Annotated in this window: 16 protein-coding genes; 6 read left to right on the top strand and 10 right to left on the bottom strand. The window is 42.8% G+C overall.

From position 1 onward, the window contains the following. Nucleotides 1–58: 58 nt before the first annotated feature. The gene (gene can, locus C9I86_RS12325; RefSeq protein WP_080158282.1) at nucleotides 59–754 is read left to right on the top strand and encodes a carbonate dehydratase; all 696 of its coding nucleotides are present in this window, start codon (nucleotides 59–61) and stop codon (nucleotides 752–754) included. Nucleotides 755–809: 55 nt separating this feature from the next. Here the strand turns inward: can and hpt are convergent, their stop codons facing one another. Then, nucleotides 810–1,343 carry a hypoxanthine phosphoribosyltransferase gene (hpt, locus tag C9I86_RS12320; protein WP_080158283.1) on the bottom strand — a complete coding sequence of 178 codons (534 nt, stop codon included), beginning with the start codon at nucleotides 1,341–1,343 and terminating at the stop codon, nucleotides 810–812. A gap of 226 nt (nucleotides 1,344–1,569) precedes the next feature. Here hpt and C9I86_RS12315 point away from each other — a divergent pair, with 226 nt between their 5' ends. Then, nucleotides 1,570–2,178 carry a TetR/AcrR family transcriptional regulator gene (locus C9I86_RS12315; RefSeq protein WP_107276479.1) on the top strand — a complete coding sequence of 203 codons (609 nt, stop codon included), beginning with the start codon at nucleotides 1,570–1,572 and terminating at the stop codon, nucleotides 2,176–2,178. 52 nt (nucleotides 2,179–2,230) lie between these two features. Here C9I86_RS12315 and C9I86_RS12310 read toward each other — a convergent pair whose 3' ends face one another. The 6 genes from C9I86_RS12310 to C9I86_RS12285 all read right to left on the bottom strand — a co-directional run bounded on the left by C9I86_RS12310 (nucleotide 2,231) and on the right by C9I86_RS12285 (nucleotide 8,435). Next, nucleotides 2,231–3,268 (bottom strand): ABC transporter ATP-binding protein, encoded by a 1,038-nt coding sequence (locus C9I86_RS12310; RefSeq protein ID WP_107276478.1) that lies wholly within the window; start codon nucleotides 3,266–3,268, stop codon nucleotides 2,231–2,233. After that, entirely contained in the window at nucleotides 3,268–4,896 is a 1,629-nt protein-coding gene (locus C9I86_RS12305; RefSeq protein ID WP_107276477.1) for an iron ABC transporter permease, read from the bottom strand. Before C9I86_RS12305 ends, C9I86_RS12310 begins: the two co-directional genes overlap by 1 nt. Before the next feature lie 170 nt (nucleotides 4,897–5,066). Continuing rightward, on the bottom strand, nucleotides 5,067–6,080 hold the full coding sequence (locus tag C9I86_RS12300; RefSeq protein ID WP_107276476.1) for a Fe(3+) ABC transporter substrate-binding protein: 1,014 nt from the start codon (nucleotides 6,078–6,080) through the stop codon (nucleotides 5,067–5,069). A gap of 176 nt (nucleotides 6,081–6,256) precedes the next feature. Beyond that, a complete protein-coding gene (locus C9I86_RS12295) occupies nucleotides 6,257–7,486 on the bottom strand; it encodes an ammonium transporter (protein WP_080158288.1) in 1,230 nt (409 codons plus the stop codon). A 50-nt stretch (nucleotides 7,487–7,536) separates the two neighbouring features. After that, nucleotides 7,537–7,875: a P-II family nitrogen regulator gene (locus C9I86_RS12290; protein WP_080158289.1), complete on the bottom strand. Its 339-nt coding sequence runs from the start codon at nucleotides 7,873–7,875 to the stop codon at nucleotides 7,537–7,539. A gap of 191 nt (nucleotides 7,876–8,066) precedes the next feature. Beyond that, nucleotides 8,067–8,435: a YacL family protein gene (locus tag C9I86_RS12285; protein ID WP_080158396.1), complete on the bottom strand. Its 369-nt coding sequence runs from the start codon at nucleotides 8,433–8,435 to the stop codon at nucleotides 8,067–8,069. 94 nt (nucleotides 8,436–8,529) lie between these two features. Here C9I86_RS12285 and C9I86_RS12280 point away from each other — a divergent pair, with 94 nt between their 5' ends. From C9I86_RS12280 to C9I86_RS12270, 3 genes are all read left to right on the top strand, one after another. After that, complete coding sequence (locus C9I86_RS12280; RefSeq protein ID WP_107276475.1) at nucleotides 8,530–9,687, top strand: sugar diacid recognition domain-containing protein; 1,158 nt, start codon at nucleotides 8,530–8,532, stop codon at nucleotides 9,685–9,687. 130 nt (nucleotides 9,688–9,817) lie between these two features. Further along, nucleotides 9,818–11,083 carry a GntP family permease gene (locus C9I86_RS12275; protein WP_107276474.1) on the top strand — a complete coding sequence of 422 codons (1,266 nt, stop codon included), beginning with the start codon at nucleotides 9,818–9,820 and terminating at the stop codon, nucleotides 11,081–11,083. A 15-nt stretch (nucleotides 11,084–11,098) separates the two neighbouring features. Next, nucleotides 11,099–12,232, top strand: coding sequence for a glycerate kinase (locus C9I86_RS12270; RefSeq protein WP_107276473.1), 1,134 nt, complete (start codon nucleotides 11,099–11,101; stop codon nucleotides 12,230–12,232). Nucleotides 12,233–12,343: 111 nt separating this feature from the next. On the opposite strand, the gene acnB is transcribed toward C9I86_RS12270, so the two are convergent. Beyond that, entirely contained in the window at nucleotides 12,344–14,941 is a 2,598-nt protein-coding gene (gene acnB / locus C9I86_RS12265) for a bifunctional aconitate hydratase 2/2-methylisocitrate dehydratase (RefSeq protein ID WP_107276472.1), read from the bottom strand. 426 nt (nucleotides 14,942–15,367) lie between these two features. On the opposite strand from acnB, the gene C9I86_RS12260 reads away from it, so the two are divergent. Continuing rightward, nucleotides 15,368–17,287 carry a methyl-accepting chemotaxis protein gene (locus C9I86_RS12260; RefSeq protein WP_107276471.1) on the top strand — a complete coding sequence of 640 codons (1,920 nt, stop codon included), beginning with the start codon at nucleotides 15,368–15,370 and terminating at the stop codon, nucleotides 17,285–17,287. Nucleotides 17,288–17,396: 109 nt separating this feature from the next. Here the strand turns inward: C9I86_RS12260 and lpdA are convergent, their stop codons facing one another. Both lpdA and aceF read right to left on the bottom strand, forming a co-directional pair. After that, entirely contained in the window at nucleotides 17,397–18,827 is a 1,431-nt protein-coding gene (gene lpdA / locus C9I86_RS12255) for a dihydrolipoyl dehydrogenase (protein ID WP_107276470.1), read from the bottom strand. A 196-nt stretch (nucleotides 18,828–19,023) separates the two neighbouring features. Beyond that, nucleotides 19,024–20,907, bottom strand: a complete 1,884-nt coding sequence (gene aceF, locus C9I86_RS12250) for a pyruvate dehydrogenase complex dihydrolipoyllysine-residue acetyltransferase (protein WP_107276469.1) — start codon at nucleotides 20,905–20,907, stop codon at nucleotides 19,024–19,026. Nucleotides 20,908–20,910 lie beyond the last annotated feature (3 nt).

The raw sequence follows: 20,910 nt of genomic DNA, 5'->3' as shown, positions 1-20,910 counted from the left end.
GATTTGCTATCAGCGCAGCTTGTGTATAGTAAGGAACATATTAATATAAGGCATTATCATGGCAGATATAAAGCAGCTCTTCGCAAACAACCTTTCATGGTCAGAAAACATTAAGGATGAAGATCCGGAATTTTTTTCTCACCTCGCAGAAGCACAACACCCACAATATCTTTGGATTGGCTGTTCTGACAGTCGAGTTCCAGCTGAACGCCTAACCGGTTTAACCTCCGGTGAATTATTTGTACACCGTAATGTTGCCAACCAAGTTATCCATACTGATTTAAATTGCTTATCCGTGGTTCAGTACGCGGTTGATGTACTTAAAGTTAAGCATATTATCATCTGTGGTCACTATGGCTGCGGCGGTGTTACTGCCGCCATCGAAAACCCACCTTTAGGGCTTATCAATAACTGGTTATTACACATTCGCGATCTGTACCTTAAACACCGTTCAGATCTGGGTAGCCTACCGCGTGAAAAGTGGGATGACAAATTGTGTGAGATTAATGTTGCCTCTCAGGTTTATCATCTCGGCAATTCCACTATCATGCAACAAGCATGGGATCGAGGCCAAGATGTCAAAATTCATGGGTGGATTTACGGTACCAGTAACGGCATTTTAAAAGATTTGGGCGTAACTGCGACCAGCCGTGAAAGTCTTGAAATCACTTATCAAGCAGCGATGTCATCGTTATTACCGCCATTTGAAGAGCAAGTAATGCAGCATCAAGCCACGCTAGAAAATAACAAATAACGAATAACGAATAACAACCATAAAAAAAGCGACCATGATGGTCGCTTTCTTTATTTTATTCTGCGTCTGGAATAACTTTACCAATGAACGGTAAATGACGGTATTTTTGTGCGTAATCGATGCCAACACCAACCACGAACTCATCTGGAATAACAAAGCCGTACCAATCAACTTTCACATCAACTTCACGACGTTCTGGCTTATCTAATAGCGTACAGATGCTGATTGATTTTGGTTCACGTAGCGATAGAATTTCGCACACTTTACTTAAAGTATTACCAGTATCGATAATATCTTCCACCAATAGCACATCTTTGCCTTTGATGTCGTCATCTAAGTCTTTCAAAATACGCACATCACGATTACTTTGCATAGTATTGCCGTAACTTGATGCTGTCATGAAATCCACTTCATGCGGAATATCAATCGCACGTGCTAAATCTGCCATAAAGACAAATGAGCCACGTAGTAAGCCAACCATTACTAGGTCTGTCGAGTCTTTATAATGTTCCGTGATCTGCTTCCCTAGCTCTTTGATGCGTTCCTGGACATCCTGCTCAGAAATCATTACTTCGATTGTGTGCTTCATTTTATTCTCCATCAACGCGACCGCGTTAGCCTACTGAGGCTATATATTCCAAAGGTCGTTATTGTAGCATTCATTCATCTTAAGCGTTATTTAATCAATAGTGTCCAAAATCCGAAACACTTATTGATAGTTCAGTTTGAATCAACTCAGTTGCTGCTGTAGTGTTTATGTATAAAAAATAAACATAAATACGCTAAATACAAACAGGGTTAGGGAATAAATAATTATGGATACGATTACCAAGAAACCACGTACACGCTTATCACCAGAAAAAAGAAAGCAACAACTGCTTGATTACTCAATTGAAGTTTTCTCTCGTCGCGGTATTGGTCGTGCAGGCCATGCTGATATTGCAGAAATGGCAAATGTATCAGTGGCGACTGTTTTTAACTATTTTCCAACACGAGAAGCATTGGTTGAACAAGTCTTAATGGAAGTTTCAACCCAATTTAATGACTTGCTTACCGAATGTATTGGCGCTTCCAATAAAACCTTACATGCGCGTCTTACTTGCATCACAAATAATTTGATTGATACCGTACTAGAGCAACAAGATTGGATTAAAGTATGGTTTGAATGGAGCACATCCGTACGTGAAGAAGTGTGGCCACAATTTATTGAAAGCAACAAAAAGAACCTCAAGCAAGTGCAGCACGCCTTTTCTCAAGCAATCGATAGCGGTGAAATCACGTCTAATCAACCCCCTGAGAACTTAGCCAAAATGCTGCATGGCATGTGTTATGTGATTTACATGCAAGCAAATCAGCACCCAGATCAAGATATTTTACGTGAACAAGCGCAAACTTATCTGCAAGTGCTTACGCAGAAAAACTAAATAAATAACTAATGCAAACAATCAAGGCTTACTCTCACAAGCCTTGATTTACTTATGCTTGTGCAAATATAACCGCGGAATGCGGAATCACATTCACCGTTACTCGCTGACCGACATTTAATAATAAATTAGAATTAATCACTAATTTATGCCCTTCAAATTCAACGATATAACGACAGCTGTCTCCCATAAACTGCTGTTCAATTATCACCGCACTACCTTCATTTTCTGGCATCACAGTCAAATGTTGTGGTCGTAATAACCAATCCACATCCGTACCCGTCATCAATGGTGGTTCTGCCGCGCATGTTTGCTCACCAAATGGGGTCAGTAATTGTTGATTTGCTGTCACCGTTGCTGGTAGATATGATCCGACACCTAAAAATTCAGCCACAAAACGACTACTTGGTTGATAGTAAAGTTCAGTCGCCGTTCCAAATTGTTCAATTACGCCATGGTTCATTACCGCCATTTTATCAGCAAAGGCAAACGCTTCTTCTCGACTGTGGGTTACAAAAATAGCGGTAACACCTTGGTCTTTAAATATTTGGCGAATATCACGAATCAAGCTATGGCGCACTTGAGTATCAATATTAGAAAACGGCTCATCCAATAAAATTAAATCCGGTTCATTGGCTAATGCCCGTGCAATCGCAACCCGCTGTTGTTGCCCCCCCGATAATTGGTGTGGATAACGATCATCAAGCTCCGTTAAATGTACCAATTCTAGCATCTGCTTAATCTTGGCTGTCACTCGCGGTTTATCCCAATGCCGCAAACCAAACGCTATATTTTCAGCCACCGTTAAATGAGGAAATAAGGCATAATCTTGAAAGATCATACCGATATTACGTTGCTCTGGAGGTAAACATAATTGCTGATCCACAATGGTACGGTCATTGATTGCCATGCTGCCATTAGCAAGTGGTAATAACCCTGCGATGGCTTTTAATAAGGTTGTTTTGCCACAGCCACTCGCGCCAAGCAAACACACAATTTCACCCCGTTCTACCGCTAACGACAAATCTTGTAAGATTGGCTGTCCATGGTAACAACAACTAAGATCAGCGACGGATAATGCATGTTTCATTAATGTTTTTGCTCCAAAGAACGATTAACCATAACCAGCGGAATCAAGCCTACAATAACTAATAAAATAGCGGGAAAAGCCGCCACTTCTAACTGTTCATCAGAAGCGAAATTAAACACGTAAGTAGCTAAGGTTTCAAAATTAAACGGTCGCAATAAGATTGCCGCATTGAGTTCTTTCATTGATTCAATAAATACCAGCAAACCGGCAATTAAGCATCCTCGACGAATCAAAGGTAAATGCACTTTACGTAACATTGGCGTCGATGCATAACCCATAGTTTTTGCCGCCATATCTAACGAGGGTGGAATTTTCACTAAACTACTTTCAATGCTACCAATCGCTACCGCAGCAAAGCGCACCACAAAGGCAAAGATAATCGCAAACATTGACCCAGAAAAAATCAGCCCAGGACGCCCCAGATCTAAGCTTCGAGCAATATCATTCACTAAATGATCAGCACTGGTTAGAGGGATCATGACGCCAATCGCTAATACGGTACCGGGTACAGCATAACCTAATGACGCTAATCGCATCGGTATAGTGCTGACACTACGACCATCTAAGCGTTGATAAAAATTAACCATTAAAGCAAGACAAACAGCCACCATAGCCACCGCCAATGACACCATTAAGCTATTAAAACTGTAGGTCTTAAATTGTGCGGTCCAACTTACTGAGAAATAATCAATGGCGTAATAACCTAATTGCAGCATTGGTAAAATAAATGCACATCCAACTAATCCCCAACACCAACCTACCGCCAGCCATTTTTTCCAGCCACTTAATTGATATTTAGTATGGCTGTCATTGCCACATTGTTGTTGAAACATTTTTTGCTTACGACGACTAAAACGCTCGCTACTGATCAGTAAAAAAATAACCATCAACATAATTGCAGAAATTTTAGCGGCAGCATTGAGATTAGAATAGCCAAGCCAAGTATCGTATACCGCTGTCGTGAGGGTATTTAAAGCAAAATAACTCACGGTACCAAAATCACCCAAGGCTTCCATTGCTACTAATGACACGCCAACAGCAATCGCAGGACGCGCTAGTGGTAATGAAATTCGACGAAAACTTTGCCAAGGTGAACAACCTAATAGTCGTGCTGATTGAAGCAGGTTATTACTTTGCTCCATGAACGTGGCACGGACTAATAAATACACATACGGATATAACACCAGCGCTAAGACAAAACATGCGCCCCATAATGAGCGTAAGTCAGGGAACCAGTAATCGCTAACATGCTGCCAACCAAAAAAGTCACGCAACCAAATTTGAATTGGACCTGCATAATCAAACCAATGGGTGTAAAGGTAGCCGACGATATAACCAGGCATTGCGAGGGGTAAAATAAGTGCCCATTGAAGTATTTTTTCGCCCGGTAAACGGCACATCGCCATTAACCATGCACTTGGAAGCCCAAAAACTAAGGTAAGTAACACCGTACCAACCACCAGCCCAAGGGTATTTAACGCATAGGTAGACATCACTGTATTCATCAAGTGTGAAAACACCTGATCTGAATTACCCATGGCGGTAATAAATATAGCGATAATAGGCAACACTAACAGCGAGCCAAACAACCAACTGTTAACCCGCCAAAATAAAAACTTTTCTTTCATTTACTACTACTTAGTACGTTTTTCAATATATTTAAGCCCGCAATATCAAGCCTCTTCATCAGTAAATTCAGTCACTGAAAGTAAGCATGAGAAGCTACCACAACTTATTGCAAAAGAGACTAAGTTAAACTGAAAAATGGGGCTTAACACCCCATTTATTTTGTAACTAATTACAGATCAAACTTCACTTCATCAAGCAATTTAATCGCAGCTTTATGGTATTGTGCTACTTGATCAAGTGATACATCATCAGCTTTAAATTCGCCCCATGATGCGACTAACTCTGAACGCTTAACACCCGCTTTAACTGGGTATTCATAGTTCACTTCAGCATACATTTGTTGGGCTGTGGTTGCCGTTAAGAATTCCATTAACTTTAGCGCATTATCTTTATTCGGTGCGTATTTCGCCATTGCCATACCGCTGACGTTAACGTGAGTACCGTTACCTTGTTGGCCTGGGAAGTTAATTTCAACCGCTTCTGCCCATGCTTTTTGGTTTGGATCGTTAACCATTTTGCCTAGGTAGTAGCTGTTACCAATGGCGATATCACATAAACCTTCTTTCACCGCTTGTACTTGACCACGGTCATTACCTTGAGGCTTACGCGCTAAGTTCGCTTTCACACCTTCAAGCCATGTTTTCGTTGCCGCTTCACCATTGTGGGCAATCATCGCTGAAACAAGCGAAACGTTATATGGGTGCTTTCCTGAACGCGTACAAAGTTTGCCTTTCCATTCAGGCTTAGCTAAATCACTGTAATCAAAAGATGCGGGTAATTTACCGACGCGATCTTTTGATGAATAAACATTACGAGAACGCAGTGTTAATGCAAACCACTCATCTTCATTATCACGAAATTGTGCCGGAATATTCGTATCAATAACTTTGCTATCAACGGCTTGAACCAGCTGCTTATCTGATAATTCAACCAAACGGCTAATATCTGTCGTCAGTACCACATCCGCAGGACTGTACTCACCTTCTTGCTGAAGTTTTTCAGCAATGCCTTCTTTAGCAAACTTAACGTTAACCTTAATACCCGTCTCTTTGGTGAACTCATTAAACATTGGCTCAACAAGGAATGGCTGGCGGTATGAGTAGACATTGACTTCTTCCGCCGCTGTCGCGATTTGAGGTGCGGTCAAACCGAAGAAAACAGCGGTAGCTAAAAGTTTTTTCATTGCTAAATCCCTTAATGCAAAATGTAATGATAATGTTTCTCAATTAGATTGATAAAGGATTATACGTTTTTCACATTCGAACACAATCGAGCTGTAACACTTCATTACAAAAAAACGCCACCGCAAGCGATGACGTTTTTTTACACTTTAACAGCACTTAAATGCAGCTATTATTGCTATTTTACACTGACAAATTCAGGATAAGCATCAACACCACAGTCATGTGAGTCCATACCTTCAAGCTCTTCATCTTCACTGACACGAATACCAATAGTGAATTTCAATATTCCCCATACCACTAAACTTGCACCAAATACCCAGCCAAAGATAACCGCAGCACCAAATAACTGGGTCATGAAATCGGCATCTGGATTACTTAACGGCACCATCATTAAGCCAAATAAACCACACACGCCATGAACAGAAATCGCACCGACGGGATCATCAACTTTTACCTTATCAAAGCCAATAATACTAAACACCACTAATGCTCCTGCAACACCACCAATCGCAACTGCAGCTAATGGTGATGGTGATAATGGGTCAGCAGTAATGGCAACCAAGCCGGCCAATGCGCCGTTAAGAATCATAGTAAGGTCAGCTTTACCCCATAAGATTTTACACACCGCAAGAGCAATAATGGCACCAGCAGCAGCGGCGGCATTAGTGTTTAAAAATATTTGTCCAACAGCGGTCGCATTCTCAAAATCAGACAGCATTAACTGTGAACCACCGTTAAAGCCAAACCAACCAAACCATAGAATAAATGTACCGACAGTAGCTAAAGGCATGTTTGAACCAGGAATAGGGTGCACTTCACCGTTTTTACCGTATTTACCCTTTCGAGCGCCAAGCAGTAATACACCCGCTAATGCAGCGGCAGCACCTGCCATATGAACGATACCAGAACCAGCAAAGTCACTAAAACCCGCTTCAGAAAGGAAACCACCGCCCCATGTCCAGTAACCTTCAACCGGATAAATAAAGCCAGTTAACACCACTGAAAATAATAAAAATGACCACAACTTCATACGCTCAGCAACCGCGCCTGATACTACTGACATTGCGGTAGCAACAAAGACGACCTGAAAAAAGAAATCGGATTCTAAAGAGTGATCTGCGCCTTCAGCTTGAGTACCAATTAATGCGCCAAATGAGGGTAACCAACCACCGCCGCTGTTATCGACATACATGATGTTATAGCCGACTAATAAAAATGTCGTACACGCAATGGCGTATAAACAAAAGTTCTTGGTGAGTATTTCAGTAGTATTTTTTGAACGGACTAAACCTGCTTCTAACATGGCAAAACCTGCTGCCATCCACATCACTAATGCACCTGAAATCAAAAAGAAAAATGTATCGAGTGCGTAGCGTAATTCAATTACTGTCGTTGATAATTCCATGGTAACCTTCCCTTATACCTGATGTTTATGATCCTATATCCATGCTGCGACTAAAGCGCCTCTCTGTCTACTTCTCCTGTTCGAATACGTACGGCATGTTCAAGATCATAAACAAATATTTTGCCATCACCGATTTTTCCTGTTTGCGCAGCCTTGCTGATAGCATCAACAATATCATCCAAATTTTCTGCCTGAGTCGCGATTTCTAATTTTACTTTAGGCAAAAAATCAATTTGGTATTCAGCGCCACGGTATAATTCGGTATGCCCTTTTTGACGCCCAAATCCTTTTACTTCTGATACTGTCATTCCTTCAACACCGACAACGGCCAATGCTTCGCGTACATCATCTAATTTAAATGGCTTAATAATCGCATTAATTATTTTCATGATTTGCTCCTTACTTTCAATGTATTCCCCATTATGATTAAACAACAAACAATCATCGTGCCAATTATTTAACTCACTGTTTAATAAAGAAATTAAAAAACAAATCACCATAAACAAAAAAAGGCCGCACCATATAGGTGCAGCCTTTTCACTGTAATATAGCATCTAACGGCTACTGATAAATAACCTGATTAAAAACGGATCACAAATGCTCGCCAAGCTTCTAATGCTTGCGCTAAATCTTCAAAACCACACACCGACATACTTTCTTCATCATAAAAATGAAAATCTTCTTCAAAATCTTCATCTTCTTCAGAAAACAGACAGTTAGCTTGAACCAAAGCTTCGTTATCTTGTAAACATAACGTCAGTTCATCACCCGTTAATCGCCATTCTTTGGTACTATTTTTCAATGCACTAAGTTGATCTATTACCATATCTATTTTTTCGACATCCTTGCCAAGCTCGTCAATGATCCAATGACCTAATACCTCATGGCCCATTGAAAAAATGGCATGATAACTACCGTCCAAGGTATTTTTTTTAAATTCGTAATCCATACCTTTAGTACCCCATCTCTGATCATCTTCGTTGTTAACTGCTACACTGCTCGCAGAATGCGCTTGGCGCCCATTGTCAGGATCTCTCACTAAAATGCAACTCAATACCACCATTGCTCGACAAATCGTTGCCCGTACTATGAAAATCATTAAGCATTCAGTCAATGTAATGGATTGTCATGGGCGCATTATTGGCTCGGGCGACCCACAACGTCTAAACCAATACCATGACGGTGCTATTTTGGCGCTGAATAACCACCATATTATCGAGATAGATCAAGCAACCTCTCAACAACTGCAAGGGGTAAAACCAGGCATCAATCTGCCAATTATGTTTCAGCAACAAGCTATTGGTGTCGTAGGTATTTCAGGGGATCCTGATGACGTGCGTAATTATGGTGAATTGGTCAAAATGACAGCCGAGCTAATTGTTGAGCAAGCCGCTTTAATGACCCAAGTGGAATGGCATAAACGCCACCGAGAAGAGTTGGTGATGCAGCTCATCAATAACGATAACCTTGATGACATGCAGCTAAATACGATTGCTGAGCGATTAGAAATCGAGCTCGAACAACCACGGATTGCGACTGTCATTAAAGTACTACCTCATGATGGTGAAGCTTTTTCTTTAGAAAACTTGCAGCATTTAGTTCATCTGCTTGAATACCCTGAACGGGATAACTTAGTGGCAATTAGTTCAGTTTCTCGCAACGAAGTGGTGGTACTTAAACCAATCACACTCACTAACAATGGTTGGTCACGGGATCTTGAACAAAAACGGGTTTATAAGCTGCTAAAACGTATTAATAAAGAAGCCAATTACACCATTAAAATTGCGCTAGGCGATTATTTCCCGACAATTCAAGGGCTGGCACAATCTTATTTAACCGCCACTGCAACCATGGAAGCAGCACTTAATCACCATCAACAAACATCACAACAGGTATTTTTTTACCAAGATCATATTCTACCCGTGCTCCTCAATAAAATAACCGCAGAGGCGTGGCGTTACCAACAACTGCAAGCGCCACTTGAAAAATTAAAGCATCATGATCCGCGTGGAATCTTAGTCAAAACCTTAACGGCATTTTTTGATCAAAATTGTGATTTAGCTCAAACCTGCCAAGTGCTACATATTCACCGAAATACACTTCGTTATCGACTTGATAAAATCGAGCAACAAACCAACTTACAAATCAATAAGATAAGTGACATCACTCGTTTGTATTTAGCTATCATTAGTCAATCATAATTAACGTAATTTGTGCAAATGCATAAATTACTAGCAAGCTAACCACACTTTATTTGTTAGTTTGCCTAAAGCTTCTCATTTCAAAATTCACTACAGTGCAGCCATCTTAACTTTTCACTGGAATGGAACAATGGTTGAAGTATCCACCCTTGGTGCCCTCGCAGCACTGGTCGTCGCTATCGGACTGATTTTAAAACGCGTACCGCCCGCTTATGGCATGATCATTGGTGCTCTGGTGGGCGGCATTATTGGTGGTATCTCTTTAACCGAGACCGTCACCATGATGATTGGTGGCGCTCAAGGTATTGTCACTGCAGTATTACGTATTCTCGCCGCTGGTGTCTTGGCTGGCGTCTTAATTGAATCCGGTGCCGCAACCTCCATTGCAGAAACAATTGTCAAAAAAGTGGGTGAAACGCGCGCGTTATTAGCCCTTGCGATGGCAACCATGATCCTTACTGCGGTTGGCGTCTTTGTGGACGTTGCGGTTATTACCGTAGCCCCAATTGCATTAGCCATTGCCCGTCGTGCCGATCTTTCTAAAATGGCGATCCTATTAGCGATGGTCGGTGGCGGTAAAGCGGGTAACGTTATGTCACCCAATCCTAACTCTATTGCTGCGGCAGATGCGTTTAATGTCCCTCTAACATCCGTCATGGCAGCAGGTGTTATTCCGGGACTGTGTGGAATGTTATTTGCTTACTTTATTGCTAAAAAATTAGTCAATAAAGGCAGTAAAGTCCAAGCCCACGAAGTTATTGATGTTGATTTGAGCCGTTTACCCTCTTTTGCTACCGCCATTGTTGCTCCATTAGTTGCCATTGCATTATTAGCCCTACGTCCTATCGCTGGTATTAATGTCGATCCACTTATCGCCCTTCCATTAGGCGGTTTAATGGGTGCAATTGCCATGAAGCGTTTCCGTGATACCAACCACTTTGCGGTTTCTGGATTAAACCGCATGGCGCCAGTGGCGGTGATGTTACTAGGTACTGGTACTCTCGCGGGCATCATTGCCAATTCAGGCTTAAAAAGTGGCTTAATTGATGTGTTAACAGCATCGGGATTACCCTCTTACTTACTCGCGCCTATCTCTGGTGCCATGATGTCACTAGCCACAGCATCAACCACCGCAGGTACTGCGGTAGCCTCAAGCGTGTTTAGTCATACTATTTTAGAATTAGGTGTCCCAGCCATTGCAGGTGCGGCAATGATCCATGCTGGCGCCACCGTATTTGACCATATGCCTCACGGTAGCTTCTTCCATGCGACAGGCGGCTCAGTTCATATGGATATGCATGAACGTTTAAAACTAATCCCTTATGAAACCGCTGTTGGCTTAATGATTGCTACCGTTTCTACACTTATCTTTGGCGTATTTGGCTTCACTATTTAACAAGGCTGATTGATTATGAAAATTATTATTGCTCCTGACTCATACAAAGAAAGCCTGACCGCAATGGAAGTGGCAACTGCAATTGAAGCAGGATTTCGCCAAGTGATGCCAACGGCTGAATACATTAAATTACCAATGGCTGATGGCGGCGAAGGCACGGTGCAATCATTGGTTGATGCCAGTAACGGCACCATCATAGAGCACGCAGTTACAGGTCCTTTGGGAACCCAAGTTAACGCTTTTTTTGGCCTCATGGGTGACGGTAAAACTGCGGTTATTGAAATGGCAGCGGCATCTGGCTTGCACCTTGTTAGCCCTGACCTGCGCAACCCAATGCTCACGACGAGTTATGGTACTGGCGAATTGATTCTAGCGGCACTGGATCACGGGGTTGACCATATTATTGTTGGTATCGGTGGCAGTGCGACCAATGACGGCGGTATCGGTATGGCGCAAGCACTTGGCGTACAGCTATTAGATAGCAATGGTCAAGCGCTTAAGTTTGGTGGTCAAGCATTAGCACAACTGGCGACCATTGATATCACAACGGTCGATCCTCGTCTTGTCAATATAAAACTGGAAGTGGCGTGTGATGTTGATAATCCCCTTTGTGGTGAAAAAGGGGCATCACAGGTGTTTGGCCCTCAAAAAGGAGCTACCCCAGCAATGGTTGCCGCGCTTGATCAGCATCTTGCTCACTATGCCGCAATCATAAAACAAGACTTAGGTGTAGATATTAAAAATACAGCAGGAGCAGGTGCTGCTGGCGGTATGGGCGCGGCGTTATTAGGTTTATTTAATGCTCAATTACGCTCAGGCATCGAGATCGTGATCGACGCGGTTAACTTGGGCGACATTGTTCAGGATGCAGATCTAGTGATCACAGGTGAAGGACGTATTGATAGCCAAACTATTCATGGTAAAACGCCGATTGGCGTCGCACGTACAGCCAAGCAATACCATAAACCCGTAATTGGTATTGCAGGTTGTTTAAGCCAAGATTGTGGCGTGGTTTATGACCATGGAATTGACGCGGTATTTAGTGTTGTTCCCGCAGCGATGAGTCTTGAACAAGCCTTTAGCAATGCGGCAATCAATGTTGAATTAACCGCCCGTAATGTGGCAGCAATGTATTGCTTGAACCGCTAATGCATTGGCTCATAAATAATTAAGCAATACTAATAAAAACGCCGCGATTATTCGCGGCGTTTTTCGCTCTTTATTTTTATTCAATAACCGTTACGTCAACAATAATGTCAATTAAACCGGTTGCTGAATAATGACTTCATCAGCTTTGTTAGTGTAATCCGCCATGCGATCAAAATTGAGATAACGGTAAGTATCAGCCGCTGTTGCATCAATCTGTTTAGCATAAGTTAGGTATTCATCCATAGTTGGAATACGACCTAAAATAGCCCCGACCGCGGCTAACTCAGCCGAAGATAAATACACATTGGCACCATTACCTAAACGGTTAGGGAAGTTACGGGTCGAGGTCGACATTACCGTAGCTTTATCTTTCACTCGTGCTTGGTTACCCATACACAATGAACATCCCGGTGTTTCAATACGTACTCCAGCACGACCAAAAATACCGTAATAGCCTTCTTCGGTAAGCTGGTCTTTATCCATCTTAGTTGGTGGTGCCACCCATAATCGAGTATCTAGTTGGCCACCAAATTTCTCAAGTAACTTACCTGCCGCACGAAAATGACCAATGTTAGTCATACATGAGCCGATAAATACTTCATCAATCGCGGTTCCCGCCACCTCAGACAATAAACGCGCATCATCAGGATCATTCGGCGCACACAGAATTGGCTCTTTAATATCTGCCAGATCAATCTCGATCACATGCGCATATTCAGCATCTTTATCTGCGGTCATTAACTCAGGATTGGCTAACCATGCTTGCATCGCAGTAATTCGGCGCTCAATGGTACGACGATCACCATAGCCTTCAGCGATCATCCACTTCAGCATTACAATATTTGAGTTTAAATATTCAGTGATCGATTCTGGCGATAATTTAACGGTACAGCCTGCAGCACTTCGCTCTGCCGATGCATCAGAAAGTTCAAACGCTTGCTCAACCGATAAATGCTCAACCCCTTCAATCTCAAGTACACGACCTGAGAATTCATTGATCTTACCCGATTTTTCAACCGTTAATAGCCCTTGCTGAATAGCAAAATAAGGAATCGCATGAACCAGATCTCGCAGGGTAATCCCCGCTTGCATCTCACCTTTAAAACGCACCAAAATAGATTCCGGCATATCAAGCGGCATCACGCCCGTTGCCGCAGCAAATGCCACTAAACCAGAACCCGCAGGGAATGAAATACCTAATGGGAAACGAGTATGTGAATCGCCCCCCGTACCAACAGTATCTGGCAATAACATGCGGTTAAGCCATGAGTGAATAACACCATCTTTAGGACGTAATGCCACTCCACCACGATTCATAATAAAATCAGGCAATGTATGGTGCGTATTAACATCAATCGGTTTTGGATAAGCAGAAGTATGACAGAAAGACTGCATGGTTAGATCGGCAGAAAAACCTAAACAGGCTAAGTCTTTCAGTTCATCACGCGTCATGGGGCCGGTGGTATCTTGCGAACCAACGGTGGTCATCTTAGGCTCACAATAGGTGCCAGGACGAACCCCTTCAACACCACACGCTTTACCGACCATCTTCTGCGCTAGAGTATAACCTTTACCGTTATCTTTAACGGCCACAGGACGACGGAACACATCAGATGCAGGCAAGCCTAACGCTTGACGGGCACGATCGGTTAGGCCACGACCAATGATCAATGGAATTCGCCCACCCGCACGCACTTCATCAATCAAAACCTCGGTTTTTAGTTTAAAGGTTGAGACCAATTCATCGTTATCATGACGACGCACTTCACCTTTAAACGGATAAACGTCAATCACATCGCCCATAGCAAGTTTTGTTACATCAACTTCAATCGGCAGTGCACCAGCATCTTCCATAGTATTAAAGAAGATCGGCGCGATCTTACCACCAAGCACGTAGCCACCAGCACGCTTATTAGGTACGTAAGGAATATCATCCCCCATAAACCATAGCACTGAGTTAGTTGCTGATTTTCGTGATGATCCGGTTCCCACGACATCACCAACATACACTAATTGATGACCTTGTTGTTTAAGGGCCTCAATTTGCGTAATAGGACCAATCACTCCCGCTTGATCGGGTGTGATCCCTTCACGCTCAATTTTTAGCATCGCTAATGCATGTAACGGAATATCCGGTCGTGACCACGCATCAGGCGCAGGAGATAAGTCATCAGTATTGGTTTCACCACTGACTTTAAATACGGTAAGAGTGATTTTTTCAGCAAGAGCAGGCTTAGATAAGAACCACTCGGCATCAGCCCATGATTGCATCACTTGCTTGGCAAAAGTATTGCCCGCTTTGGCTTTTTGCTCAACATCATAGAATGAGTCAAACATCAGTAAAGTATGAGATAGCGCACTAACAGCGATAGGGGCAAGCTCAGTATCATCAAGTAATGACACTAGTGGTTCGATATTGTAACCACCTTGCATGGTCCCTAATAACTGCGCGGCCTTGGTTTTGTCAACTAATGGCGATTGTGCTTCACCAGTAGTGATTGCAGCCAGAAAACCCGCTTTTACATAAGCGGCTTCGTCCACACCCGGTGGAATACGGTTTTCTAATAAATCCAGTAGTGCCGCTTCCTCACCTTGCGGCGGGGTTTTTAATAGCTCAATCAGAGCGGCAACCTGTTCAGCATTAAGAGGTTGAGCAACAACCCCCTCTGCCGCACGCTCTTCGACGTGTTTACGGTAGGCTTCAAGCACGACATATTCCTCTTATATTGGCTCGACGATAACGCCGAACATCCTTGGAAGTTAAATGATCTCTCACTGATCAGTCATTGCGATTTAATCTATACCTGACATCTTAACGGCTAATTAGAGATCAAAACTGTTAAATACCATAGCATTTTTAACCTAAAATTAAAATAAGTCGATGTTTTACAACATTCACAGTTTTAATAAATATCGCCTCAGTCACCGCTAAATATTGATAACCCTGCCACTAAATCTCATGTGACAAGTATCAATATTGCTCACTAAAGTTAGCGCTAGCTCATATTGCGCGCCATAAATCACTAAAGTTTTATCATAAATACGCCGATACATAAGCCTGTATTTTCATTTCACCGACCATCATGACGTAACCACGTATGGTCTGTTCATTTGCTCATAAATATAAGCCGTCTTATGAATTACAAACATTTAAGCATCAAATCAAAACTGATCATCGCCATCACCATGGCAGTACTCGCTTCAACGACCTTAGTCAGTGTCCTTAGTCAAAGCCAAGTTCGCGCAGCCATTACCACTCGAATCTTAGACTTAGAATTGCCCTCGATCTTGTTGCAAATTCGTAATAATGTCGAAAAAGAAGTCACTCAGTTACAATCAGCCGCAGAGCAACTTGCCAATAACAGCTACGTTATCGACAGTGTGTTAGCTACCAAAGCCCCGCAAGATAAAACCCGTTTAGTCAAAGAATTACGTAATATTCAGCATCAATACCAGTTATTAGATGTCTCTATTGCTAACCGTCACAACGGCGATTACTGGAACCAAAATGGTTTTTTACGCCAACTGACCCCTCAACAAGATCAATGGTTTTTTGACGCTATTCAAGCGAACCACACTCGCAGCCTCAGTATCTTTAGAGAAAAAACTGGTGAGGTAAAACTGTTTGTTAACTATCAGCAACCACAGGGTGATACTTTAGCGGGGCTCTCTAAATCTCTTGATGATATGGCAAGTTTTATTAGTCAATTTAAAATTGAACAAACCGGATTTGTCTATTTAGTCGATAGTAAAGGTACCATTAAAATCCATCGTGATAACGACAAAATGTTAGGTCACAATTCAATTACGACCTTATTTGATTCAACCGTTGCCACCACCTTATTAAATAAACAAAGTTTTAGTGTGATAGAAACAAAGAGTAATAATGAAGATGTCTTTTTAGCAGCGAGCTACATTCCCGCCATGGATTGGTATGTGATTGGCGAACTTCCAAAAAAAGAAGCCTTTGCTGCCCTCACGACTATTCGTAATCAAGTTATTTTATTTACCGCCATTATTGCTGCAATCTTTATTGTTATCGCTATTTTTCTCGCCAGCAGTATTACTCGCCCAATTAAAAACCTAGCATTAATGTTTAAGAATCTTGGTGAAGGCGATGGTGATTTACGCCACCGTTTAAACGTTGAAGCTAATGATGAAATTGGACAATTATCATCAGGATTTAATGGCTTTATTGGTAAGATCCACCATTCAGTGATTGACGTTGCAGAAACGGGGAACGCCCTTCGCCAAGCGGCAGAATCTGTGGCATCTCAAGCTCAATTAACCCTTGATAATAGCCATAGCCAACGCGATAGAACCTTATTGGTTGTAACAGCAATCAATGAAATGGGAGCAACGGTTAATGAAATTGCCAGTAATGCCGCTCTCGCCGCCGAATCGACTCAACAAGCCGAACAGCAAACCCATGATGGTCAACAAGTGGTGAGCGAAGCCCGCAATACCATTAATCAACTGTCATCCGATATCGGTCAGGTTAGTGATGTGATTGATTCATTAGCAAATAACACTCAATCTATTGGTAGTATTTTAGATGTGATTCGAGGAATTTCAGAACAAACAAATCTGTTGGCATTAAATGCTGCCATTGAAGCGGCACGAGCGGGAGAACAAGGACGCGGGTTTGCCGTGGTTGCCGATGAAGTTCGCAATCTTGCTAGTCGAACGGCAACTTCGACGGATGAAATTCAAACGATGATTAACCGCTTACAACAAGAAGCATCAAATGCCGTTAGTGCAATAGAGCAAAGTCGTCAGCTATCAGACAATGGCGTCTCAGCATCTGATCAAGCCTCTACCGCTTTAATTTCCATTGCGGATCGTATTAGCTTAATTGCCGATATGAATACTCAGGTCGCAACCGCAACCGAAGAGCAATCAATTGTGGTGCGCGACATTAATTGCAATATTGAAGAGATCAATGAAACCACTCAGTTAACCGCAGAAACAGCAGCGCAACTGGCAGATTCTAGCCAATCATTACGCCAACTTTCACAGCGTTTGGATGATATGGTCGGCACTTTTAAATTGTAATTATCAACCTTACACTGCTATCGGTTTACGAAGCTATAGCGAACAAAACGATAACTAACAAAAAAGCGCCATCAGGCGCTTTTTTTATTCACAGAGCATTAAGCGAGAATTACTTGTTACGCTTTACTGCTTTTGCATTTGGCAGGTCAGTGATTGAACCTTCAAATACTTCTGCTGCAAGACCAATTGATTCATGCAATGTTGGGTGAGCATGAATTGTTAATGCGATATCTTCCGCATCACAACCCATCTCGATCGCTAGACCAATTTCACCTAACAATTCACCACCATTAGTACCCACGATAGCACCACCGATAACGCGGTGAGTGTCTTTATCGAAGATCATCTTCGTCATACCATCAGCACAATCAGATGCGATAGCACGGCCAGATGCAGCCCATGGGAATGTTGAAACTTCGTAGTTAATACCTTCAGCTTTCGCTTCTTTCTCAGTCTTACCTACCCACGCAACTTCTGGCTCAGTGTAGGCAATTGAAGGAATAACTTTAGGATCGAAGTAGTGCTTCTTACCTGAAATAACTTCAGCCGCTACGTGACCTTCATGCACACCTTTGTGAGCAAGCATAGGTTGACCAACAACGTCACCAATCGCATGAATGTGAGCAACGTTAGTACGCATTTGTTTATCAACGTGAATAAAACCACGCTCATCAACATTGATACCCGCTTTCTCAGCATCGATTAACTGACCATTTGGTACACGACCGATAGCCACTAACACTGCATCATAACGTGTAGGTTCCGCAGGTGCTTTCTTGCCTTCCATTGAAACGTAGATACCGTCTTCTTTCGCTTCAACTGCTGTCACTTTCGTTTCTAGCATTAGGTTGAATTTCTTAGAAATACGCTTAGTGAAAACTTTAATGATATCTTTATCAGCTGCTGGAATAACTTGATCGAACATCTCAACAACGTCGACATCAGAACCTAGCGCGTGGTAAACCGTACCCATTTCAAGACCAATGATACCGCCGCCCATAATCAGTAACTTTTCAGGTACTTCTTTAAGCTCTAGCGCATCTGTTGAATCCCAAATACGTGGGTCTTCATGTGGAATGAAAGGCAGTTTAATTGGGCGTGAACCCGCAGCGATAATTGCATTGTCAAAAGTAACAGTCGTTTGACCATCAACACCTTCAACAACAATTGAATTAGGGCCAGTAAATTTACCGTAACCGTTAACCACGTTAACTTTACGCATCTTAGCCATACCGCCAAGACCGCCAGTAAGTTGGGTAATTACTTTATCTTTCCATAGACGGATTTTATTAATATCGGTTTGTGGCTCACCGAAAATCACGCCATGTTCAGCCATCGCTTTTGCTTCTTCGATCACTTTCGCTACGTGAAGCAGAGCTTTTGATGGAATACAACCGACGTTAAGACATACGCCGCCAAGAGTATTAAATTTTTCGATTAGAACCGTATCTAGACCTAAGTCTGCACAACGGAATGCCGCAGAATAACCAGCAGGGCCTGAACCCAACACCACTACCTGGGCTTTAATTTCTTTGCTCATCATGACCTCGTTGTAAGTCTTTTATCCCTAACAGGCTATCAGCTACGCTGTACTTTTTAATGCTAAATTCACCGTCAAATTGAGTAACAAGTTTACAGACCTGTTAACAACATGAAAAATAAATTACTGCAGCCTGTGAGCTAAACAACAATTCCATGCCTACTTAAGGTAGGCATGGCGTTGTGGATGTGAAACCTTATAGTACCAAACGACGGATGTCAGATAGACAACCATTTAAGTAAGTAATGAAACGTGCACCTTCAGCACCATCAATCACACGGTGATCGTATGATAGTGATAATGGCAGTTGTAGACGCGGTTCAAACTCTTTACCGTTCCATACTGGCTTCATTTCAGACTTAGATACACCAAGGATACCTACTTCTGGCGCATTCACGATTGGAGTGAACGCAGTACCACCTAAGCCACCTAGGCTTGAGATAGTGAAACAGCCACCTTGCATATCTGATGCAGTTAGCTTACCAGCACGTGCTTTCTTAGAGATAGTCATTAGCTCTTCAGATAGCTCGTAAATACCTTTCTTGTTCACGTCTTTAAATACAGGAACAACCAAGCCATTCGGTGTATCTACCGCGATGCCGATGTTGATGTATTTCTTCAAAATCAAGCTCTCGCCATCATCTGATAGTGAAGAGTTGAATGAAGGGAACGCTTCCAGTGCTTTCGCTGCCGCTTTAAGAATGAACACTAGTGGCGTGATCTTCATGCCAGAGTCTTTCTTCGCTTCGATAGCGTTTTGGTCTTTACGGAATGCTTCAAGCTCAGTGATATCTGCATTATCCCACTGTGTAACGTGTGGAATCATTACCCAGTTACGGTGCAGGTTCGCGCCAGAAATCTTCTTAATGCGAGACAGCGGCTTAACTTCAGTGTCACCAAACTTGCTGAAGTCAATCTTCGGCCAAGGTAGTAGACCTAGAGCTGCGCCATCGCCTTTACCTGAAGCCGATGCTGCTGCACCAGATTCAAGACGCTTAAGTGCATCTTTAACGAAGCTTTGAACGTCTTCTTTCAGAACGCGGTTCTTACGGCCTGTACCTTTAACTTTCGCAAGGTTAACGCCAAACTCACGTGCTAGACGACGAACAACAGGTGATGCATGTGCATAATCGTTGTTTTCTTCAAAATCGCCCGTTGTTGCAGCAGCTGGAGCTGATGCAACAGGTGCCGCTGTAGGTGCAGGTGCTACCGCTTGAACAGGAGCCGCCGCAACTGCAACCGGTGCTGCGCCAGCAACTTCAAAGATCATGATTAGCGAGCCAGTAGAAACCTTGTCGCCAGCAGCGATTTTGATTTCTTTGATAGTACCAGCGAAAGGAGCAGGAACTTCCATTGATGCTTTGTCGCCTTCAACAGTAATTAGAGATTGCTCTTCTTCTACTGTATCGCCAACCGCAACCATGATTTCAGTGACTTCAACTTCATCACCGCCGATATCAGGCACATGAACTTCTTTTGCTGCTGCAACAGCAGGTGCCGCCGCTACAGGTGCTACTGCTTGAGCAGGAGCCGCTACTGGCGCTGAACCAGCAACTTCAAAAATCATCACTAGTGAGCCAGTTGAAACTTTATCACCTGTTGCGATTTTAATTTCTTTTAGTACACCAGCGAACGGTGCAGGTACTTCCATTGATGCTTTATCGCCTTCAACGGTAAGTAGTGATTGCTCTTCTTCGATGCTGTCGCCGATAGCAACCATGATTTCAGTGACTTCAACTTCATCACCACCGATATCAGGCACATGTACTTCTTTAAGCTCAGCTGCTGCCGCTGCCACAGGTGCGGCAACTGGTGCTGCTTCTGCCACAGGAGCTGCTACCGCTGCGCCTTCAGCTTCAAAGATCATGATCAATGAACCAGTAGAGACTGAATCACCCACCGCGATTTTAATTTCTTTTACGATACCCGCTTGTGAAGCAGGCACTTCCATTGATGCTTTATCGCCTTCAACAGTGATCAGTGATTGCTCTTCTTCAACCTTGTCGCCAACGCTAACAAGAATCTCAGTCACTTCAACCTCATCTGCACCGATATCAGGTACATTAATTTCGATTGTCATTAT

Source organism: Photobacterium sp. NCIMB 13483 (assembly GCF_003025475.1).
GTDB classification, from domain to species: Bacteria; Pseudomonadota; Gammaproteobacteria; order Enterobacterales; family Vibrionaceae; genus Photobacterium; species Photobacterium piscicola.
Note: the sequence above shows the minus strand (reverse complement) of the source record. Positions and strands in the feature narration are given on the sequence as shown.